17 protein-coding genes are annotated in these 22356 nt (G+C 60.8%); 3 read left to right on the top strand and 14 right to left on the bottom strand.

What is annotated here, in order from left to right:
- Window positions 1-176: 176 nt before the first annotated feature.
- Both HU715_RS22530 and HU715_RS22525 read left to right on the top strand, forming a co-directional pair.
- Window positions 177-2093 carry a methyl-accepting chemotaxis protein gene (locus HU715_RS22530; RefSeq protein ID WP_186706106.1) on the top strand — a complete coding sequence of 639 codons (1917 nt, stop codon included), beginning with the start codon at window positions 177-179 and terminating at the stop codon, window positions 2091-2093.
- A 407-nt stretch (window positions 2094-2500) separates the two neighbouring features.
- The gene (locus tag HU715_RS22525; RefSeq protein WP_186706107.1) at window positions 2501-2842 is read left to right on the top strand and encodes a DUF6124 family protein; all 342 of its coding nucleotides are present in this window, start codon (window positions 2501-2503) and stop codon (window positions 2840-2842) included.
- Window positions 2843-2936: 94 nt separating this feature from the next.
- Here the strand turns inward: HU715_RS22525 and srmL are convergent, their stop codons facing one another.
- Window positions 2937-4085: a PheS-related mystery ligase SrmL gene (gene srmL / locus HU715_RS22520; RefSeq protein ID WP_186706108.1), complete on the bottom strand. Its 1149-nt coding sequence runs from the start codon at window positions 4083-4085 to the stop codon at window positions 2937-2939.
- Window positions 4086-4518: 433 nt separating this feature from the next.
- Between srmL and HU715_RS22515 the strand changes: the two genes are divergently transcribed.
- Window positions 4519-5442, top strand: coding sequence for a CgnE/CgnB domain-containing protein (locus HU715_RS22515; protein ID WP_186706109.1), 924 nt, complete (start codon window positions 4519-4521; stop codon window positions 5440-5442).
- A gap of 94 nt (window positions 5443-5536) precedes the next feature.
- On the opposite strand, the gene mdoH is transcribed toward HU715_RS22515, so the two are convergent.
- The 13 genes from mdoH to HU715_RS22450 form a co-directional block, all read right to left on the bottom strand.
- The gene (mdoH, locus tag HU715_RS22510; protein WP_186706110.1) at window positions 5537-8107 is read right to left on the bottom strand and encodes a glucans biosynthesis glucosyltransferase MdoH; all 2571 of its coding nucleotides are present in this window, start codon (window positions 8105-8107) and stop codon (window positions 5537-5539) included.
- Complete coding sequence (locus HU715_RS22505; protein ID WP_189656173.1) at window positions 8100-9839, bottom strand: glucan biosynthesis protein G; 1740 nt, start codon at window positions 9837-9839, stop codon at window positions 8100-8102. Before HU715_RS22505 ends, mdoH begins: the two co-directional genes overlap by 8 nt.
- Window positions 9840-10189: 350 nt before the next feature.
- Window positions 10190-10627, bottom strand: a complete 438-nt coding sequence (gene dtd / locus HU715_RS22500) for a D-aminoacyl-tRNA deacylase (RefSeq protein WP_186706112.1) — start codon at window positions 10625-10627, stop codon at window positions 10190-10192.
- Window positions 10624-11595 carry a prolyl aminopeptidase gene (pip, locus tag HU715_RS22495; RefSeq protein WP_003196909.1) on the bottom strand — a complete coding sequence of 324 codons (972 nt, stop codon included), beginning with the start codon at window positions 11593-11595 and terminating at the stop codon, window positions 10624-10626. Before pip ends, dtd begins: the two co-directional genes overlap by 4 nt.
- Before the next feature lie 105 nt (window positions 11596-11700).
- Window positions 11701-12612 carry an alpha/beta hydrolase gene (locus HU715_RS22490; RefSeq protein WP_186706113.1) on the bottom strand — a complete coding sequence of 304 codons (912 nt, stop codon included), beginning with the start codon at window positions 12610-12612 and terminating at the stop codon, window positions 11701-11703.
- Window positions 12613-12794: 182 nt separating this feature from the next.
- Complete coding sequence (locus HU715_RS22485; RefSeq protein WP_186706114.1) at window positions 12795-13742, bottom strand: choline ABC transporter substrate-binding protein; 948 nt, start codon at window positions 13740-13742, stop codon at window positions 12795-12797.
- 294 nt (window positions 13743-14036) lie between these two features.
- Window positions 14037-14840: an N-formylglutamate deformylase gene (gene hutG / locus HU715_RS22480; RefSeq protein ID WP_186706115.1), complete on the bottom strand. Its 804-nt coding sequence runs from the start codon at window positions 14838-14840 to the stop codon at window positions 14037-14039.
- 11 nt (window positions 14841-14851) lie between these two features.
- Window positions 14852-16054, bottom strand: a complete 1203-nt coding sequence (hutI, locus tag HU715_RS22475; RefSeq protein ID WP_186706116.1) for an imidazolonepropionase — start codon at window positions 16052-16054, stop codon at window positions 14852-14854.
- Between the two features lie 205 nt (window positions 16055-16259).
- Window positions 16260-17792 (bottom strand): histidine ammonia-lyase, encoded by a 1533-nt coding sequence (gene hutH, locus HU715_RS22470; protein ID WP_186706117.1) that lies wholly within the window; start codon window positions 17790-17792, stop codon window positions 16260-16262.
- A gap of 131 nt (window positions 17793-17923) precedes the next feature.
- Window positions 17924-19447 carry a histidine ammonia-lyase gene (gene hutH / locus HU715_RS22465; protein ID WP_186706138.1) on the bottom strand — a complete coding sequence of 508 codons (1524 nt, stop codon included), beginning with the start codon at window positions 19445-19447 and terminating at the stop codon, window positions 17924-17926.
- Window positions 19448-19622: 175 nt separating this feature from the next.
- On the bottom strand, window positions 19623-20453 hold the full coding sequence (locus tag HU715_RS22460; RefSeq protein ID WP_063323338.1) for a quaternary amine ABC transporter ATP-binding protein: 831 nt from the start codon (window positions 20451-20453) through the stop codon (window positions 19623-19625).
- Window positions 20450-21301: an ABC transporter permease gene (locus HU715_RS22455; RefSeq protein WP_181290757.1), complete on the bottom strand. Its 852-nt coding sequence runs from the start codon at window positions 21299-21301 to the stop codon at window positions 20450-20452. The genes HU715_RS22460 and HU715_RS22455 overlap by 4 nt, the downstream gene beginning before the upstream one ends.
- A 71-nt stretch (window positions 21302-21372) precedes the next feature.
- On the bottom strand, window positions 21373-22341 hold the full coding sequence (locus HU715_RS22450) for an ABC transporter substrate-binding protein (protein ID WP_186706118.1): 969 nt from the start codon (window positions 22339-22341) through the stop codon (window positions 21373-21375).
- Window positions 22342-22356: the final 15 nt, after the last annotated feature.

Here is a 22356-nt window from a genome sequence, read left to right as displayed (position 1 = left end):
GCTTGCTCCCGCTCGGCTGCGAAGCAGTCGCAAATCCTGAAGCTGAGGTGGCCGCTCCGCGACCAAGCGGGCGCAAGCTCCCTCGCCACGAAATATCGACAAACGCCTACAGATCCCACCCAAGCCGCCGATACAGTCCCCATAAAACCAAATCAGCGCTCCAAGGGAGTATCAGCATGTTCGGGTGGCTTGCCCAGGGTCTGGGAAATGTAAGCGTTAACCGCAAACTCGGCGCAGGCTTCGGCCTGGTGCTGCTCCTCACCTTGATGATTGCGTTCACCGGCTGGTCCGGCCTGGGCAATGTCATCAGCCGGGGCGACAAGCTGGGGTTCATTGCCAGTCTCAATGACTTGAGCAAGGACTTGAACCTGGCCAGCATCGACTACAACACCACGCGGGGCGAGAAAGGGCCACAACAGGTCAACGACCTGCTTGGCAAACTCGAAGCCGGCCTGAAAACCGCTCGCGAGTTGATCGAACAGCCAGCCGATGCTGCATTGATCGACCAGCAACTGGCCGCCGTCGCCGAATACAAAAGCGCCTTCGCCCAAATGACCAGCGCCACCGTCAGCCGCGAAGATGCCCGCAGCAAGCTGGGCGCCAGCGCCGATAACACCGTGGCCCGCGTCGCCGAAGTGGAAAAAGCGCTGCTGCAAGGTGGCGACATCACCCAGTTCAACAGCATCGTGACCTTGAGCAAGGCCATCCAACAGGCGCGCTATCAGGTTCGCGGCTACACCTACAGCGGTAAAAGCGAGGCCCAACAACCGGCCATCGATGCAATCACCGATGTCTTGAAACTCTTGGCACGCTTGCCGGCGCAGTTGCCCGAAGAGCACGCCGACAAGCTCCAACAGGCCAGCGACTCGATGAACATCTATCGAGCGGCGGTCAGCCAGTTCCGCGATTCCCAACTTGATAACGGCGCCGCATTGCAGAGCATGAGTCAGCAGGGCCAGGTACTGATCGATTCCAGCCAGAAGCTCACCGTGTCCCAGACCGCCGTGCGCGACCACGACACCGCCCAGGCCAAGAGCGTCCTGATCGCAGCCGCCGCACTGGCGCTGCTGTTTGGCGTGATCGCCGCCCTGCTCATTACCCGACAGATCGTCGGCCCGCTGGATCAGACCCTGAAGGTGGCAGAGCGCGTCGCCGCTGGCGACCTGACCCACAACCTTACCTCCGACCGCCGCGACGAACTCGGCCAACTGCAACGTGCCATGCAAAGCATGACCGTCGGCCTACGGCAATTGATCGGTGGCATTGGTGAAGGGGTTACCCAGATCGCCAGCGCCGCTGAACAACTCTCAAGCGTGACCGAACAGACCAGCGCCGGGGTCAACAGCCAAAAAGTGGAAACCGATCAGGTCGCCACCGCCATGCACGAAATGACCGCCACGGTGCAGGAAGTGGCGCGCAACGCCGAGGAAGCTTCCGAAGCCGCCGTCGCCGCCGACCAGCAAGCCCGTGAAGGCGACAAGGTCGTTGGCGAAGCCATCGCCCAGATCGAGCGCCTGGCCAAGGAAGTAGGCAACTCCACCGCCGCCATGGGCGATTTGAAGCGTGAGAGCGACAAGATCGGCAGCGTCCTGGACGTGATCAAGTCCGTGGCCCAGCAGACCAACCTGCTAGCCCTCAACGCGGCCATCGAGGCAGCCCGTGCCGGCGAAGCCGGTCGGGGCTTCGCCGTGGTGGCCGACGAGGTCCGTAGCCTGGCCCAGCGCACCCAGAAATCCACCGAAGAGATTGAAGAACTGATCGTGGGCCTGCAGACCGGTACCGAACAGGTCGCGACCATCATGGACAACAGCCGTAGCCTGACCGACAGCAGCGTCGAACTGACCCGTCGTGCGGGGAGTTCGTTGGAGAACATCACTCGGACGGTTTCGGCGATCCAGTCGATGAATCAGCAAATTGCCGCAGCGGCCGAGCAGCAGAGTGCGGTGGCTGAGGAGATTAATCGTAGTGTGCTGAATGTGCGTGATGTGTCGGAGCAGACGGCGGCGTCCAGTGAGGAGACTGCGGCTTCCAGTGCTGAGCTGGCGCGGTTGGGGGTTCATTTGCAGACGTTGGTGGGGCGGTTTCGGGTTTGACCTGGTGTGGTGTTAGGGTTGTGTGAATATCCGTTACCTAAATAACGGATATACACACAAAAATCCCCCACTCCCACAGTCCGTCATCCCAAGGCTACGGAGCCTTGCGCCATTGCCTACAACTACGCCAGAATCCGCCGGCTTGTACGCCTTGGGCCCGGGCTTTAACGTTTGCGGGTCGCTGTCAGTTCAGCGATCGGGTTTAGCAGCCTGGACAATCCTAGACGTACGCTCTCCACATGCGTGAGCAGGCTTCAGCACCTGCGCATCTATGTCATGGCGGTTGTGCGTGGGAGACCTTCGGGTCTGCCGGGTTCTAGGGTCCCGGTCTGCTAACCCGCGTACAGTCGCCACCATTCTCGTTTAGCAGCGGTATCTGGCGGCTCCATTACCCTAGGAGCGTCAACATGTACAAAGCCACACCCAATCCCCCAGAGCCAGAAACCGACCCCAAGAAACTCCAGGAAGCCTCTGATCGCGCGCTCGATTACTACCTGAACCCCAAACAGGCCAAATCCGAGAGCAAATCCTCGCCAGGCCAGCTTTTCACCGTCGTCGACGGCATCGACACCGAAAGCCTGCTGGCCAACCTCAGCGAAAACCTGGCCTCAGCCGATGCCATGGTCAGCGACCTCGCGTTCGATCTCAAAGGCTCGCGGCGCCACGTTGCCTTCGACATTCAGCAACTGATCGAACTAAGCAGGTTATTGGAAAACCAGATGTTGGATAGCATCAACCCGCAGCACTGACCGACATCGCCACAATAAGTAGCCCCGCACTCTTCCAGAAGCGGGGCTATTTTGATTTATCTGGGAGACGCAACCAGAACAATTGGCGAGTGCATCAACGTACCGTCAAGTCCATTCGGTACCCTGCTCCCGGAGCGCCCTCGTGCAACGCCGACTGAATCCTTTCATACAAAGCATTGGCCTCCGCAGTCGTGATTGACCGAGAACAATCACGCAGTACGACGCGCAGTAGAACATTCTCCTGATCGGCCAGAAGGCCGAGCCGCTCAATAGCCTGGGGGGGCAATTCAGACGAGACCCAACGTCCTTTGATCTGCATTTCCTCGATCCAGCCAGAACAGTCCCCGGCCGCCTGCAGCATCCTCTCAGTCAGCACCTCCTCACTCAATCCAGGAGACACCGCCACCGAAATATCCCGAGAAATCGAAGGCAATCGCGAAACGGCGTTCCATGGCCGCAGATCCAGCATTTGGGCCTGCACCCGCTCGTTAGAGTCACGCAACAAACGGATATCTGGAATGCCCTTGCGTAGCATCGTCAGCCGATCCAGGCCCATTCCCAACGCCAGTCCACCATGGCGCCGAGGATCAATTTCCAATCGCCGCAGCAATGAAGTGGCGATGAGGCCACATTCGAGTACTTCAACATTGGCACCGTCGTTCAATACATTCACTTCGATTCCGCCCTCGGTGTAGTGATGCGGGCTGTCGCTGTAGACCCAAGGCTTCTCAGGTACCGCAGCGCCGAGAATATCGCCGACCAGACGCAACAGATGGTCGCGATCCGAAAGTTCCGGATCGCCCAGAACCCAAATATCCATTTGATGCGGTTCGGCGCAATGCCATCTATCCCGACTGTCGCGGCGAAAGGTAATGCCCGGAGCGGCGAGCAGGATCATCTCCCCCGTCTTGCGCTCTTGAGCAGCCCGTTGAAGGGCGGCGGGAATCTGGCTAGTGGTTTGTGTGCGCAATAGCGAATGCTCGCTCACCCAGCGAGTGTGTTCGCTGCCCAAGGTGATCTCTGCCGGGTCATAGCCTAGTAGCCCATAGTTTTCTTCAGCGGACACGATACGCGGGCCAGTCTGAATACATGCCCGAGGCCAGCCGCTACGGACCAATCCCTCGACAATCTCATTAACCATCAGCCGAACCGCGTGGACGGGTGTATGTGTTTCCGTCAAGTCTGTTACGGTCAATGCCTGCTGGAGAGCTGCATCAGACAAATATTTTTTTGTACCTGCCATTTCCGACCCCCTTAATTCCAAATCTCAAACGAACAGTAATAAAACCTATCAACACTAGACCACCCAAACAACGTCAGACTGCCATTTCCTTAAATTTCAGAAATCCGCTACAGACACTTCCTACACAAATAACTTCTTCACAGCCAGCAAATCAAAAACAGCACAATTCATTCTAAAAACACTCAGGCAAACCTATTCCAAATTCCAGAAAGACTTGAATTAATAGAGCCTCCCTTGTTCGACAAAGGGATTCCCAACAAAAAAGGAGGGTGAATATGGAACAGAAAATAGATACATCAGAGAAACTGAGTCGCTTGACCTCGGGGCCGGAAAACTTTGGATGGGCTCCATTGGCTTGGGCCTACACGGAGGACTGACTTCCGCTAACCAGCGGGCGGCATGTACATGCCGTCCGCCTATTCAGGAGCAACCCATGTCATCCATGCCCCGTATCCACACACTTTTTGGAGAGGAAGAATTCTGGGTCGTTGCAGACTCACAGGAATTCCTTGATGAATGCAGTCATCAAGGATTAAACACAGCACACATCCACGAGCTTAGTGCTCTTCCTCGAAATAGCATAATTTTCTCGTTCAGCAACAACGCGGCCAAGCTCACGTTGGAGATAGCCAAGGCCACCCCAGTCAAGAAGAGCGTTTTCTGCGCAGCACAGGTTTTCGACCCGTCTTTCAGTAGCGCGAACTACAGTTTGCACTTACTTCTCAACAGCGATTTCAGAAGAGCATTAGAAAGACAGCGCTTCTTTTTAAACATGCTTAACTCCTATGACTCTTTTCTCCTCTCAGGCGAAGACACCTCTGGAAAAGTCACACTCAACCGCCAAGCAGAACCCTATGCGTTGATAGAGGAAGACATCTCAGAGAGTTTCATACACTCAGCGGCCGAGTTTTTCGAAGTCCACTATGCCCACATGAATACCCATGAACGCTGTCCGTTTTGCTTGAACGGCAAACTTAAGATTTCTGGGATCTTAACGGTATTAAGAAAAGCCAACCCACAACTACCTGAGGACATTCGAGCCAGGCTTAAGCTGTTATCAGAGTCGATAGCCAAGGCGGGAGGATGGCTGACAGTCGTGGAAAACAAAGTCACGTCTTTACAAGTCGACAACGAGGAACATATCGAAACATTGAAATCGGCTGCCGGGGTTCGAGGGCTCGGCTTGACCGAATTCGCCATCGGCGTCAACGAAGAAATAACAGCCTTCATAGATTACAAGGTGAACTCTCAAATGAATGAGGGTATCAGCGGTGTCCATTTAGCTATCGGAGATGGCTCCAGCGGCTTTCACATTGATTTCCTCAGTCCAGACGTCAATGTCACGCCGGTTGTTTAATAACGCTAGTCGCTCGAACTTCGGAAGTCCTTGGTACAAATCCTTAGGCCAACAAAAAGCCCCGCTTCTTTCCAGAAGCGAGGCTTTTTGTGTATCAGGCCACTTGAGGCTGTACGCTCACCGGCTGTAGCGGCAGCAACGGTGCATGGGGATCAGCCTTCACCGACTCACGCCACGCCGCCAGCCACTCGGGATGCGCCTCGCTCCAGACCTGCTCATGCAAGCGGGACAAGGCCACCGGGTCGCTCAGCAAGGCCAGCCGCTCAGCGTTATTGAGACCGGCAGGGCCGACCTTCAGGGCGTGACGAACGCGTTCGACCCGCAGCCATTCAATCGGCTCGGCCTGGCCGTGACGCGAGGTGGCCAGCGCATACGCCAAGGCGTTCTGCTGTGGATCGACCACCGCCCGGATGAAACCGTCGTTCAGCGCGTGCCAACGGTTTTCATGGGTGTACTGGTCCGTCGACAGCAGTTCCTGGGGCGGTGCGTATTCCTCGGGAATCAGGAACAAGCTCTCATCACGAGATTTCAAGCCCAGGCCCACGCGACTGGAGATCACCGACACCGGGATCGACAGGATCAGCGACCCAACGATCGGCACCAGCCACCAGAGGAAGCTTGGGTTCAGCCAGATCACCAGCAAGGCCCAGAAGAAGCCCAGCAAGGTTTGCGGACCGTGACGCTTGACCGCTTCGCTCCAGGGCGTTGAGTCGTCGTCACGTTTCGGCGAGTTCCAGGTCGCGGCCCAGCCCAGGAAAGCGGCGAGCACGAAACGGGTGTGGAAGATCATGCGAACCGGCGCCAGCAGCATGGAGAACAGCATCTCCAGCAGCATCGACATGGTCACCTTGAACTTGCCACCGAATTCCTTCGCGCCCTTGGCCCAGATCAGCACGATGCTCAGCAGCTTGGGCAGGAACAGCAACACGATGGTGGTCGAGAACAGGGCGATGGCCTTTTCCGGATGCCATTGCGGCCACAGCGGATACAGCTGGCGTGGCTCAAGGAAGTACTGCGGCTCCATCAGCGTGTTCACCGCCAGCAGCGCGGTGGACAGCACCAGGAAGAAGAACCACAGCGGCGCCGACAGATAAGACATCACGCCGGTCAGGAACACCGCACGGTGCACCGGGTGCATGCCCTTGACCAGGAACAGCCGGAAGTTCATCAGGTTGCCGTGGCACCAGCGACGGTCACGCTTGAGTTCGTCCAGCAGGTTCGGTGGCAGCTCTTCGTAGCTGCCCGGCAGGTCATAGGCAATCCACACGCCCCAGCCGGCACGGCGCATCAGCGCGGCTTCGACAAAGTCGTGGGACAGGATCGCGCCCGAGAACGCGCCTTTACCCGGCAACGGCGCCAAGGCGCAGTGATCGATGAACGGCTTCATCCGGATGATCGCGTTGTGACCCCAGTAATGGGATTCACCCAACTGCCAGAAGTGCAGACCGGCGGTGAACAGCGGACCGTACACTCGCGTGGCGAACTGCTGCATGCGCGCATACAGCGTGTCCATGCCCGAAGCCCGCGGCGCGGTCTGGATGATGCCGGCGTCCGGCGTGGCTTCCATCAGGCGCACCAGGCTGGTCAGGCATTCGCCGCTCATCACCGAGTCCGCATCGAGCACGACCATATACTTGTAGTCGCTGCCCCAACGACGGCAGAAGTCGTCGAGGTTGCCGCTCTTGCGTTTCACGCGACGGCGACGACGACGGTAGAAGATCTTGCCGAAGCCCCCGGCTTCACGGCAGACGTCCAGCCAGGCTTGCTGTTCGGCTACGCAGATATCGGTTTCGTTACTGTCGCTGAGCACGAAGAAATCGAAGCGATCCAGGTCACCGGTGGCGGCCACCGACTCGAAGGTGGCGCGCAAACCGGCGAATACCCGCGGCACGTCTTCGTTGCAGATCGGCATCACCAGCGCGGTGCGGGCATCCTTGGGAATCGGCTCGTTGCCGGCGCTGGCGCCGGAGATGCGGTATTTGTCGTGGCCGGTGAGCAATTCGAGAAAGCCCATCAACGCTGTCCAGAAACCCGCCGACACCCAGCAGAACAGGATCCCGAACAGAATCAGGATGCTGGTCTGCAACGCATACGGCAGCACTTGCGTGGCCGTCTGCAACAGCGGTTGGTGCAGGACTTCTTCCAGGTCGACGAACGACCAGCCCTGGTACGGCATGATGCCCTTCATGTACCAACCGGCGACGATGGTCTGGCCGAGCATCAGGATCAACAGAATGTAGCGGCGGATCGAACCCACGGTACGCCAGCGTGCATGGGGCAGCACGCGCTCATCCTTGGGCGGCTTCGGCGGGTTGGTGCGACCGGTCAGGCGCCGCCAGGCGCGCACCAGGATATTGGTGCGCCACGGCTCCGGCACGACCTTGGTCCGACGGATCGGCGGCGTCGCTTTCAGGCACACCCGGCCACTGGCGTCGAGCCCCAGCATTTCCGCTTCTTCAAGCTCTTCGGCGGTGCTCAGGGTCAGCCGGCGGCCCACCGAGGCTTGCACAGCCTCGGTGGGCGCGTCGAACGTCGGCGACGACAGGCGTTCGTGCAATTCGCTGAAGGACTTGCAGCCCGCCAGTTCGGCGCGCTGCTCGTCGGTCATGGGCAAGTGGGCCAGGTACTCACTGAGCGTCTCTGGCTGTACTGGAGTATTACTCATCGGCTGGCAACTGATAGCTCCAGGTCTCGGTCAGGACTTGCTCAGTCGGTTCCGGTTCCTGCTGGGTTGGGGTCGGTTCGACCGCGGCGGTGTCCGCCTGGACAGCCTTGGCTTCGTCTTGCGCTTTTTCTTTCGCGAGCTCTTTTTCAGTCTGCTGGCGGGCGATCTTGTCAGCCTTGGCCAGGGTCGTGGTCGCGGAATGCGAGGCGGCCGGGGCTTCGACAGGCGTCAGCGGACGAACCAGTGCCGCACGCATCTCGGTGGCCTGTTTCGGGTCCTTGATCTTCAGGCGCAGCGTCAGGCGCCAGCCCTTGGTTTCAGGGTTGTAGCGCACGCTGTTCTCGACGATCTCGCCGTTGTCGCCAACGCTCACCTGGCTACGCACTTCGGCGTCTTCAGGCAACGCTTGCAGGGACGGCCCTTCGAAATCCACCAGGTAGGCCACGCTGCCGTCCGGCTGACGGATCAGGTTGGACTGCTTCACATCACCGGTGGAGCGCAGGGTCTGCTTGACCCAGGCACTGTCTGGCGAGTGCAGGTTGGCTTCGTCGAGGGTCCAGTGCAGACGGTAGGCGAAGTCCAGTGGCTGGCCTGGCTCAGGCAGTTTTTCCGGGCTCCAGAACGCAACGATGTTGTCGTTGGTTTCGTCGGCGGTCGGGATCTCGACCAGATCGACGGTGCCCTTGCCCCAATCGCCTTTCGGTTCGATCCAGGCGCTTGGGCGTTTTTCGTAACGGTCATCCAGGTCTTCATAGTGGCTGAAGTCACGACCCCGTTGCAGCAGGCCGAAACCACGCGGGTTTTCTACCGAGAAGTTGCTCACGGCCAAGTGTTTCGGGTTGTTCAGCGGACGCCAGATCCACTCGCCGTTGCCGGCATGGATGGACAGGCCGCTGGAGTCGTGGAGTTCACGACGGTAGTTGAGCACCTTGGACGGCTGGTTGGCGCCGAACAGGAACATGCTGGTCAACGGGGCGATGCCCAGTTTGTTGACGCGATCGCGCAGGAACACCCGGGATTTCACGTCGACAACGGTGTCGGTGCCCGGACGCACGGTCAGGCGATAAGCGCCAGTGGCCCGTGGCGAATCCAGCAGGGCGAAGATCACCAGGTGCTTGTCGGTTGGTTTCGGACGCTGGATCCAGAACTCGCGAAAGCGTGGGAACTCTTCACCGGATGGCAACGCGGTGTCGATGGCCATGCCACGCGCGGACAAGCCGTAGACCTGGCCCTTGCCGATGACGCGGAAATAACTCGCGCCCAGCATGGTCATGATTTCGTCTTGCTTGTCGGCCTTGTTGATCGGGTACAACACGCGAAAACCCGCGTAGCCCAACTGTTCGGTGGCCTTGGGATCGAACTTCACGTCGCCGAAATCGAACCGTGTCGGGTCGTACTTGATCTCGTCGACGGTGGTCGCGGTGATTTCGTTGATTTTCACCGGCGTGTCGAAATGCATGCCCTGGTGATAGAAGGACAGCCGGAACGGGGTCTTCTGGTCGGCCCATTCCGCTTTTTCGGTGCGGAAACGGATTTTCTGATAATCGGCGAACTTCATTTCGCGGAATTCGTTCGGCAAATTGCTGCGCGGGGCTTCGAATTTCTGCCCGGCCAGTTCTTGTGCCTTCGCCGATACATCATCCAGGCTGAATGCCCACAGTTGGCCCGCGCCGAACAGGCACAGCAGGGCCGAGCCCGCTACCAAGGCGCTTCTAAACCGTTTGGCAGTCATTTTTGGTGCATTACAGGGACTAACAATCACGAGCAACCCTCGCCGAAAACTGATCAAAAAACCAACGGCCAGATAAAGTATCTACACGGTAACGGCGCTGAAAAACCGTTCCTGCGGACCACTCTTGCCAAGTTGGCGAGCATTGTTCCGACTCCGACGGGGCAAAATGATTCCCCAAACGGTTCAGGACAAGTCTCTACCTAAGTCAAATGGACCAGCGAACGCTGATCCCCCGTAGCGCGCGATTATCTAGTAGCCCGCGTGACAACGCATCAGGGGTAGCAAAGTATTTATCGAGAAAACTCCCTGTTTAGCCTCGAAACAGAACGGAAAAGATGTTTCAAACGCTTTCAGGACTGTAACAGGAAGGTTACCGGGCCATCATTGACCAGATGCACCTGCATGTCGGCGCCGAATCTACCTGATGCCACTGTGCCATGCACCTGTTTCGCCTGGGCCAGCAAATAGTTGAACAACTCTTCGCCCAAGGCCGGAGGCGCGGCCGTGGAAAAACTTGGACGCAGGCCGCTTTTGGTATCCGCCGCCAAGGTGAACTGCGACACCAGCAGCAGCCCACCACCGACATCCACCAGGGACAGGTTCATCTTGCCCTCGGCGTCGCTGAACACGCGATAGTTAAGCAGCTTATGCAGAAGTTTGTCGGCGCTGGCCCGGGTATCCCCGGGCTCGACGGCCACCAGCACCAGCAAGCCTTGGTCTACGGCCCCGACGATCTCACCGGCTACTTCGACCCGTGCGCAGCGCACACGTTGCAGCAGCCCCTTCATGCTTCCTCGGGCGGCAGGTCGAGCAGGCGCCGGGCCATTTGCGCAGCGGCGCGCACCAGCGCGTCGGTAATTCCCGGTTCCGAAGCGGCGTGACCGGCGTCGCGGATCACCTGCAGTTCGCTGTTGGGCCAGTTCTGATGCAGCTCCCAGGCGTTGTCCAACGGGCAGATGACGTCGTAGCGGCCGTGCACGATGACGCCCGGCAAATGGGCGATCTTGCCCATGTCGCGAATCAACTGGTTGGGTTCGAGGAACGCGTTGTTGGTGAAGTAGTGGCATTCGATCCGGGCAATCGACAGCGCCCGCTGCGGCTCGGAGAAACGATCGACCACCAGCGGGTTAGGACGCAGGGTCGCGGTACGACCTTCCCAGGTGGACCAGGCCTTGGCCGCATGCATCTGGGCAATCTGGTCGTTACCGGTCAGGCGTTTGTGGAAAGCGCTGAGCAAGTCGTCGCGCTCATCCAGCGGAATCGGCGCAATGTAGTCTTGCCAATAGTCGGGGAACAGGCGACTGGCGCCAGCCTGATAGAACCACTCGATTTCCTGCGGACGGCAGAGAAAGATCCCACGCAGGATCAGGCCATGCACCCGCTCCGGATGGGTCTGGGCGTAGGCCAGGGCCAGGGTCGAGCCCCAGGAACCGCCGAACAGCACCCATTTTTCGATGCCCAGGTGCTTGCGGATGCGCTCCAGGTCTTCGACCAGATCCCAGGTGGTGTTGTTTTCCAGGCTGGCGTGGGGAGTGGAGCGACCGCAACCGCGCTGGTCGAAGGTGACGATACGGTAAAGGTTCGGATCGAAGTAGCGCCGGCTCTGCGCATCGCAGCCAGCACCCGGGCCACCGTGAATGAAAACCACTGGCAGACCTTCCGGGGAACCGCTTTCATCGACATAGAGCGTGTGGGTGTCATCGACAGCCAGATCGTGCCGGGCATGGGGTTTGATCTGCGGGTACAAAGTCTGCATTGCGCGCTCCGTAAGGGGTCGAGTCATCCCTGTGGGGACGTCTATTTAATCTGCCGTCCGGCATCATAAACCCGAATCACCTTAATGAGCATGCCCCCTGCGCAGTCAAAGCATGTCAGCCAGGAACGCCAGCAGCGTGCGATACAACTGATCGACCTCTGGCACCTGGCCCCGGCCACGCAGGCAACCGTGGACCAGCCCTTCGCCGATATACAGCACGGAGTCCACCCCTGCGGCTTTCAGCCGCTCGCTGTAACGGACACCATCGTCGCGCAGCGGGTCCCATTGCGCGACGGCAACCAGCGCTGGCGGCAGGCCGCCCAGGTCGTCGGCGAGTAGCGGCATGGCATAAGGCGTGGGCCGGACGCCACACAGGTACAGCGCCTCATAGCGCTCCAGGTCGCGGCCACTCAAGAGCGGGGCATCTTCGCACGCTTGACGTGAGGGCAAATCCGCCGGGCCACCAAGCGCCGGGTAGATCAACACCTGGGCCCGGGGCAACGGCTGCCCGGCATCGCGCAAGGCCAAGCACAACGCAGCGGCGAGGTTGCCGCCGGCACTGTCACCGGCCACCGCCCGGCGACGCGGGTCGATGGCAAACGGGGTGTCCGCCAAGTGGTGCCACACCGCGAGGCAATCTTCGAACGCGGCCGGAAACGGATGCTCCGGGGCCAGCCGGTAATCCACCGCCACTACCAACGCGCCAAGCTCAGCCGCCAGTTCCATGCAGATGAAGTCATGAGAATCCAGGTCCCCCACCACCCAACCGCCACCGTGCAGGTAGAGAATGCACGGCCAGCCGGCGAGCGGCGGCGCAATGCGCGGGTGATAGGCCCGGATGGCCACGCCGGCCAACTGCAAATCCTCCACCGCGAGCGTTGGCGGACGCGGCGGGGTAAACGCCCGGCACATCTGGCTGTAGGCCTGGCGCGAACCGTCGAGGCTGTCGTCCGGGGCGGTGAAGCTCAGGGTTTTGTCGATGAAGGCGGACATTGCCTGGGAAAGTGGGTAGGCCATCTTGGATTGCCATGCGTCGAAAGAGGATGTGGCTCAGCCGTTTTTGTGGCTTCTGTGGCTTCTGTGGCGAGGGAGCTTGCTCCCGCTCGGGTGCGCAGCGCCCGCTTTTTTTTAGGGCTGCTTCGCAACCCAGCGGGAGCAAGCTCCCTCGCCACAGGGGTATCAGTGTCCATAAGGTTGTGTCAGCGCTTGAGGCTGGCCTGAACCGCCGCTACGCCATCCTTGCCATCGAAGCTGGTCACGCCGGCGAGCCAGCGCTGCAAATCCTCGGGATGCTCGCGCAGCCATTGCCGAGCGACGTCCTGGGGTGTCTTGCGTTCCATGATCGGCACCATCAGCTGGCTTTCCTGGGCGGCGGTGAACGTGAGATTTTCCAGCAGCCGCTGAACGTTGGGGCAACGCTGGGCGTAGTCCGGCGCGGTCACCGTGGACACGGTCGCGGCGCCTTCGTTCGGACCATAGACGTCTTCGCTGCCCGTCAGGTAGGCGATGTTCATGTTGATGTTCATCGGGTGCGGGGTCCAGCCAACGAACACCACGAACTCCTTGCGATTCACGGCCCGCTGCACCGCTGCCAGCATCCCGGCCTCACCGGATTCGATCAGCTTGAAATCCTTGAGGCCAAAGTGATTGGTTTCGATCATGGTCTTGATGGTGGTGTTGGCGCCACTGCCCGGCTCGATGCCATAGATCTTGCCTCCGAGCTGATCCTTGAACCGGGCGATGTCGGCAAAGGTCTTGAGCCCCGCCGCGGCCACGTAGTCCGGGACGGCCAAGGTGGCCTGGGCATCGGCCAGACTGGGTTTATCCAGGACCTTCACCTGGTTGGCCGCCAGGAACGGGGCGATGTTCTTGTCCATCGCCGGTTTCCAATAGCCCAGGAAGATGTCGAGCCGCTTGTCGCGGATGCCGGCGAAGATGATCTGCTGCACGGCGCTGGTCTGCTTGCTTTCGTATCCCAGCCCGGAGAGCAACACGTCGGCCATGCCGCTGGTGGCAATCACGTCGGTCCAGTTGACCACGCCCATGCGTACGGTCTGGCAGGATGCAGGCTCGGCGGCCATCGCGCCGGAGCTTAGTAGAACGGTACCGCAGAGGAACGACAGACAGCGCTTGGACAGTCTTTTCATCGCGAGGGGTCTCGTGCGGCAGTGGATTGTTGTAGGTCGGCGTCTAGGTGCACCGTGCCTGGAACATTACGCAGCGTCGAGGAGGTAAAGGTGAACTGTGGCGACTTGGTTTTGCACGGTGGCGACAGGGAGAGCGGCTTGAAATGCTTTTGTGGCGAGGGAGCTTGCTCCCGCTGGGTGGCGAAGCCGCCCCAAGAATCTTCTGAGCGCTGCGCACTCAAGCGGGAGCAAGCTCCCTCGCCACAGAAGCCCCCGTTCACAAGAAGTCCTTCACAAAGACTGCTTGGTCACAGGTTAATGTTTGTAGGCCTTTTGCCCCCACGCCAGGAAGCCTTCCAACAATTCCCTGAGCACCACCTGGGTCGGCGCCGCCAGATCGGAGCGATAGTTGAACGGTTCGAACTCTTCCATGTAGGTGCTTTGGCACAGTTCCAGTTGCACCGCGTGAATGTCCTCGGCCGGGTTGCCGTAATACCGGGTGATGTGTCCGCCCTTGAAACGCCCGTTGAGCACATGGGTGAACTGGCCATGGCGAGCACAGATGGCTTCGAGTTGACTGGCCAGGGTCGGGTCGCAACTGGCGCCGTTGAAAGTACCCAGGTTGAAATCCGGCAACTTGCCGTCGAACAGGTGCGGGATCACCGAACGGATCGAATGGGCATCGAACAGCAAGGCATAGCCGAACTCGGCCTTGAGCCGCGCCAGTTCCTGCTGCAGTGCCTGGTGGTACGGCATCCAGACTTGTTGCAGATACGTCGCCCGCTCCTCGGCCGACGGTTCCAGTCCTTCGCGAAACAACGGCACGCCATCGAACAGCGTCGCCGGGTACAGACCGGTGGTGGCGCCGACGTACATCGGTTTGTCATCGGCGGGACGATTCAGGTCGACGACGAACCGCGAGTATTCCGCAGCCAGGGTGCTGGCGCCCAACTCATTGGCGAACTCATAGAGCTTGGGAATGTGCCAGTCAGTGTCCGGCAGGCTCTGGGCCTCGGGGATCAACCCGGCCTGTACCGCCGGGGTCAGGCGCAGGCCGGCGTGGGGCATGCTGATCAACAGCGGCACGCGCCCTTGCTTGAAATTCAGGACCTTCTCCACAACCGTTCTCCTCAATCGATTTCCACGCCGTGACGCACGACGCGTTTTTCCAGGTCGCCACCGAGCCAGTACGCCAGGTCGGCTGGGCGGTCGATGTGCCAGGCGACAAAATCCGCGACCTTGCCGGCTTCCAGCGAACCGTGGGTCTGCGCCATGCCCAAGGCCTGGGCCGCATGAATCGTCGCCCCCGCCAAGGCTTCTTCCGGGGTCATGCGCAAACAGGTGCAGGCCATGTTCAACATCAAGCGCAACGACAACGCCGGCGAAGTGCCGGGGTTGAGGTCGCTGGCCACGGCGATTTTCACGCCGTGCTTGCGCAGGGCGTCCATGGGCGGCAGCTGGGTTTCGCGCAGGAAATAAAATGCGCCCGGCAACAGCACCGCCACGGTGCCGGATTCGGCCATGGCCTTGGCATCGTCCTCGGTCATGAACTCCAGGTGATCGGCCGACAGCGCCTGGTAACGCGCCGCAAGGCTGGAACCATGCAGCGATGACAACTGTTCGGCGTGCAGCTTCACCGGCAGCCCCAGTTGTTGCGCGGTGATAAACACCCGCTCGACCTGCGCCGGGGAAAAGGCCAGGTATTCGCAAAAGGCGTCCACCGCATCCACCAGCCCCTCTGCCGCCAGGGCCGGCAGCATCTCGGTGCAGATGTGCTCGATGTAATCATCGGCGCGGTCCTTGTATTCCGGTGGCAAGGCGTGGGCCGCCAGGCAGGTGCTGCGTACGCTGACCGGAAGTTCGGCAGCGAGGCGGCGAATGACCCGCAAGATCTTGCGTTCGCTGGCCAGGTCCAGGCCATAGCCGGACTTGATTTCCACCGTGGTCACGCCGTCACGCATCAGGCTTTTCAGGCGTTTGGCCGCGCTGGCGAACAGCTCGTCTTCACTGGCGGCGCGGGTGGCGCGCACGGTGCTGGCGATGCCACCGCCGGCCGCGGCGATTTCGGCGTAGCTGACACCTTGCAGGCGCTGTTCGAACTCACCGCTGCGGTTGCCGCCAAACACCGTGTGGGTGTGGCAGTCGATCAGCCCCGGCGTGACCCAGGCGCCCTTGAGGTCGTAGACCGCCGGGTAGTCGCCTGCTGGCAACTCGGCGCGCGGGCCGATCCATTGAATGTGCTCGCCCTGGGTGACGATGGCGGCGTCTTCGATGATCGAGTAGACGCCCTGGGCCATTGTGGCGGCGTGGCAGTTTTGCCAGAGGGTTTTCATCCCGGTTTCCTCGAATTATCAAAATCAATCGCGAGCAGGCTCGCTCCCACAAGGACTGCACAGAACCTGTGAGAGCGGGCTTGCTCGCGAAGACGGCGGTACATTCGACATTGATGCAAGCTGACCCTGCGCTTTCGCGAGCAAGCCCGCTCCCACAGGTATCGAGTCGGATCAACATCATGTGTGCCTGCTCGCGATGAGGCCCTTACAGGCTCGGCAACAACTGCGCCGTAACCAATTCGTTCAGGCACCGACTCGCCAACAGCTCGCTGGCTGCATTGATGTCCGGCGCAAAGAACCGGTCCTTCTCATAGAACGGCACTTCTGCACGCAACAGACCCCGGGCCTGTTCCAGCTTGGCGGAGGTCTTCAAACCACCGCGCAGGTCCAGCCCCTGGCACGCCGCCAGCCATTCCACCGCCAAAATCCCACGGGTGTTCTCGGCCATTTCCCACAAGCGCTTGCCCGCAGCCGGGGCCATGGAGACGTGATCTTCCTGGTTGGCCGAGGTCGGCAGGCTGTCCACCGAATGGGGATGGGACAGCGCCTTGTTTTCACTGGCCAGGGCGGCCGCAGTCACTTGGGCAATCATGAAGCCGGAGTTCACCCCGCCATTGGCCACCAGGAACGGCGGCAGCTGCGACATGTGCTTGTCCATCATCAGCGAAATGCGCCGCTCGCTCAGGGAGCCGATTTCGGCAATCGCCAGGGCCATGTTGTCGGCGGCCATCGCCACCGGTTCGGCGTGGAAGTTGCCACCGGAAATCACGTCACCCTCGGCGGCGAACACCAGCGGGTTGTCCGACACCGCGTTGGCCTCGATCACCAGCACTTCGGCAGCCTGGCGGAACTGGGTCAGGCAGGCGCCCATCACTTGCGGCTGGCAGCGCAGGGAGTACGGGTCCTGGACCTTGTCGCAGTTCTGGTGCGAATCGGAGACTTCGCTGCGCTCGCCCAGCAGATCGCGGTAGGCCGCGGCGGCATCGATCTGGCCTTTCTGGCCGCGGGCGGCATGGATGCGTGCATCGAATGGCGAACGCGAACCGAGCACCGCTTCCACCGTGAGGCTGCCCAAGGCCAGGGCACCGGCGAACAGGTCTTCGCCTTCGAACAGGCCACGCAGGGCAAACGCGGTGGAGACCTGGGTGCCGTTGAGCAGCGCCAGGCCTTCCTTGGCGGCCAGGGTCAGCGGCGCGAGGCCCGCCACTTTCAGGGCGTCGACGGCCGGCAGCCATTCGCCCTTGTAGCGGGCCTTGCCTTCGCCCAGCAGCACCAAGGACATATGGGCCAGCGGCGCCAAGTCACCGGACGCACCGACCGAACCCTTGAGCGGGATGTGCGGGTAGACCTCGGCATTGATCAGCGCAATCAGCGCATCGATCACCTGCCGACGGATGCCGGAAAAACCCCGGCTCAGGCTGTTGACCTTGAGCACCATGACTAAGCGCACCAGCGCATCGCTGATCGGCTCGCCCACGCCAGCGGCATGGGACAGCACCAGGGAGCGCTGCAGGTTCTCCAGGTCTTCGCTGGCAATGCGGGTCGAGGCCAACAGGCCAAAACCGGTGTTGATGCCGTAGGCGGTACGGTTCTCGGCGAGGATCTGTTCCACGCACGCAACACTGGCCTCGATCTGCGCCGACGCGCTGGCGTCCAGGCTCAGGGTGACCGGGTGCTGATAGATGTCACGCAATTGAGCCAGGCTCAATTGGCCGGGAATCAGGTTTAAGGCAGTCATGTATTGCTCCTTTTGAGAGTTTTGTTTTTCACCCGCCAGTCGCTCCGGAATGTTCCGTTATCCGTCACCTTCGCTTTTTGGGCGATGCCTTGTGGGCTATAGGTGCCTTGGCACGCTGGCGCTATTTTTGATCAGTTCAAATTGGGTAGTAGGTTGTGCAGCACGTTCGGATCTTTTAGCAGCCCGGCGGCGCTGGCGATGTCCGGCGCCAGCCAGCGATCCTGGTCGTAGGCCGGAACACGCTCGCGCAGCAACTTCCAGGCGATGTCCGTCCCGGCGCCGAAGCGCTGCGTCTTGAGAAATTCAAAGGCCTGGGCCGCCAGCAGGTATTCGATGGCGAGGATCTGCGTGCAGTTTTCCAGCGCTCGATGCAACTTCAGGGCGGCGTTGGTGCCCATGCTCAAATGGTCTTCCTGCAACCCGGAGGTGACGAAATTGTCCAGCACCGCCGGTTGCGCCAATTGCTTGTTTTCCGCGCACAGCGATGCGGCGACGTATTGCACGATCATCATTCCAGAGTTCACGCCGGGGTTGGCCACCAGGAAGGCTGGCAGCCCGCTGACGTGCGGGTTGATCAGACGGTCGAGGCGGCGCTCGGCGATGGAGCCGATCTCTGCCATGGCAATCGCCAGCAGGTCTGCCGCCAACGCCACCGATTGGCCGTGGGGATTGGCCTGGGACATGACCCGGAAGTTCTCCGGTGTCCCCAGCAACAGCGGGTTATCGGTCACCGAGTTGAGTTCGGTTTCGATCTGTTGTCGGGCATGGGCCAATTGGTCGCGAGCCGCGCCGTGTACCTGGGGAATCGAACGGATACTCAAGGCGTCCTGGGTGCGAATACCCAGGCTACCGGCGATGACTTCGCTGCCGTCGAGCAGTGCCCGCAAGTTGACGCCGACCTTCTGCATGCCCGGGTGTGGCTTGAGGGCGATGACGTCGGCGTCGAACGCGGCGATCTGGCCGCGCTGGGCCTCGAAACTCATGGCGCCGATCACGTCGGCCCATTGCACCAGCCGCGTGGCATCGGCCAGGGCCAGGCAACTGAGACCGGTCATGCACGGCGTGCCGTTGACCAGGCACAAACCGTCCTTGGCCCCCAGTTGCACCGGTTGCAAACCTTCGGCGGCCAGGGCCTGTTGCGCCGGGACGATTTGCCCGCGATAGCTGACCTGGCCAACGCCCAGCAACGCAATGCCGATGTGGGCCATGTGGGTCAGGTAACCCACCGAACCCTGGGACGGCACTTGCGGGGTGATGCCGCGATTGAGCAGGGCCAGCAGCGCCTCGACCACGCGGCGGTGGATGCCGGACTTGCCCTGGCTGTAGTTGTGGATGGCCGCGCAGAGAATCGCCCGGGTCTGCTCGTCGCAGAGCACCGGGCCGACGCCACAGGCATGGCTGAGCAGGGTGTTGCGCGACAGTTGGCTGAGTTGTTCATCCTTGAGCGAGACATTGCACAAGGCGCCCAGGCCGGTGTTGACGCCATAGGCACGCTCGCCGCTGGCGACGATGCGCTGGACGATGGCCTGGGCATTGTCGATCCGTGCCCAGGTCTGGGTCGACAGCTCTAGCACCGCGCCGAAGCGAGCGACGGCGACCACGTCCTGCCAGCGCAACGGGGCGCCGGTGATGATGATTTTTTCAGCCTGGGACATCTCAAACCTCATGGAAAATTCTTTTCAGCAGCACATCTGGCTAAAGGTACAGCCTCTGTGGCGAGGGAGCTTGCTCCCGCTGGACTGCGCAGCAGGCCCAAAAGAAGCGGCCGCTACGCGCCCGAGCGGGAGCAAGCTCCCTCGCCACAAAAGCGCGCCAGCCACCACAAATCCCTCAAACCACCGCAGCCCTGCGCTGCACGAATCGATCGACATACTCATCCGCCGGCGAGTGCAGGATCTCCCGCGGCGTGCCGACCTGGATCAGCTTGCCGTCCTTGAGAATCGCAATGCGATTGCCGATGCGCACGGCCTCGTCGAGGTCATGGGTGATGAAGACGATGGTCTTGTGCAGGGTCTTTTGCAGTTCCAGCAACTGGTCCTGCATTTCCGCGCGGATCAGCGGGTCGAGGGCACTGAAGGCTTCGTCCATCAGGATGATGTCCGTGTCCGCCGCCAAGGCCCGGGCCAAACCGACGCGCTGGCGCATGCCGCCGGAGAGCTGGTGCGGGTATTTGTTCTCATAGCCTTTCAGGCCCACGGTGTTGATCCAGTGCAGCGCCCGCTCGGCGCACACCTGCTTGCTCTCGCCGCGCACTTTCAAGCCATAGGCGACGTTGTCCAGCACGCTCTTGTGGGGCAGCAGGCCGAAGCTCTGGAACACCATGCTGATCTTGTGCCGGCGAAACTCGCGCAAGGCGTCCATGTCCAGTTGCAGGATGTCTTCGCCGTCCACCAGGATCGCGCCGCTAGTGGGATCGATCAGCCGGTTGAAATGGCGCACCAACGTGGATTTGCCGGAGCCGGACAGGCCCATGATCACGAAGATCTCACCGGTACCGATGCTCAGCGACAGGTCGTTCACGCCGACCACGCAGCCGGTTTCGGCCAGCACCTGGTCCTTGGTCTTGTTCTGGCGGATCAGCTCCAGGGCTTCCTTGGAGCGGTTGCCGAAAATCTTGAAGACGTTTTTGACTTCGATCTTGCTGATGGCTGCGTTGTTCATTTGCTCACCTCATGCCGAGGACGACCATAGGCCTGGGTAATGCGGTCGATGACCACGGCGAGAATCACAATGGCCAGGCCCGCTTCCAGGCCACGCCCGACGTTGAGGGTCTGGATGCCCACCAACACGTCTTCACCCAAGCCACGGGCGCCGATCATCGAGGCGATGACGACCATCGACAGGGCCATCATGGTGGTCTGGTTGATCCCGGCCATGATGCTCGGCAGGGCCAGGGGCAGTTGCACGCCGAACAGCTGCTGCCAGCGGTTGGCGCCGAAGGCGTTGATCGCCTCCATCACTTCGCCGTCCACCTGGCGGATGCCCAGGTCGGTCAGGCGAATCAACGGCGGCGCGGCGTAGATCACCGTGGCGAAGATCGCCGGGACCTTGCCCAGGCCGAACAGCATCAATACCGGAATCAGGTACACGAAGCTCGGCATGGTCTGCATGATGTCCAGCAACGGCATCAGCACCGAACGCAGGCGATTGCTGCGCGCCGAGAGAATGCCCAGGGGAATGCCGATCATCACCGAGATCAGCGTCGCCACCAGCATCAGGGCGAGGGTCTGCATCAATTTGTCCCACAGGCCCACCGCACCCACCAGGAACAACAGGCCGACGATCACCGCCGTAGCGACGACCTTGCGGGTGGCGTGCCAGGCAACGCCGCCGACGATGGCCAGCATCAACCACCACGGCGCCATGCGCAGCAGGCCTTCGAGGTTGACGATGGCCCACAGCAGGGTGTCGGAGATGTGCCGGAACACATCGCCATAATTGGTCACCAAGGAATCAACCCAACCGTTGACCCAGTCGGCGATGGAGAAGGTAAAGCTTTCGGGAAACATAAGAGACTCTCGATCAGGTGGATGCGGTGAATGTCCCGGCCAGCCCCACGGTTGGCCGGGAAAGATTCGACCTACAGAGCCGCGTCGATTTTCTTGGCAGCGTCTTCACTGACCCAGGCGTGCCAGACTTCAGGATGTTCCTTCAGGAAGATCTTCGCCAGTTTCGGCGACTCGATCCGCTCTTTGGCCATGCGCCCGAGGTTCTGGTTCAGGATATCGATCGGCAGGTTGACCTTTTCCAGCACCGCCACCAATTCCGGGGCTTCGTCGTGGAAGGTCTTGGACAGGCCGACCTTGATGCTCACGCTTTTATCCACGCCGGGTTTTTCTTCGAGTTTGACCAAGTCCACCTGGCCCATCAGCGGCGTTGGCGACCAGTAGTAGAACAGGATCGGCTCGCCACGCTTGTAGCTCGACAGCACCGCCGCATCCAGGGCCGGGCCGGTGCCTGGACGGAAGTTGGTGTAGGTTTTTTCCAGGCCGTAGCTCTTCAGCATTTCGCTGTTGTCCAGCTCGCAGGTCCAGCCGGCCGGGCAGTTGTAGAAGCGGCCCTTGGACGGTTCTTCCTGGTCCTTGAACACGGCGGCGTACTGGCCCAGGTCGGCGATGTTCTTCAGGCCCGGGGCCTTGGCTTCGAGCTTGCGCTTGGCATCGCCTTCGATCACGTAGCGCGGCACATACCAGCCTTCGATGGCACCCACCACCGGGGCCCCGACGCCGACCACCTTGCCGGCCTTCTCGGCCTTGTTCCAGACTTCACTGCGGCCGACCCACTCTTCGGCAAATACCTGGATGTCGTTGCTGCTCAGGGCGTTTTCCATGGTGATGGAGTTGCCGGGCAGGCTGTCGGTCTTGCAGTCGTAGCCTTTTTCCAGCACCACTTGCAGGACGTCGGTCAGCAGCATGCCGCTTTCCCAGTTCAGGCCGGCGAATTTCACCGGTTTACCCGACTCGCACCAACCGGCCGCTTGCGTGGCGCCGGCGCTGGCCAGCAGGCCCATGGAAAGCAATGTGGTCAGCAGGGTCTTGTTCGACTTCATTATGTGACGCTCCTA

This window comes from Pseudomonas zanjanensis (assembly GCF_014268745.2).
Taxonomy (GTDB): Bacteria; Pseudomonadota; Gammaproteobacteria; order Pseudomonadales; family Pseudomonadaceae; genus Aquipseudomonas; species Aquipseudomonas zanjanensis.
The sequence above is the reverse complement of the archived record's forward strand: the minus strand, read 5'-3'. Positions and strand labels throughout refer to the sequence as shown.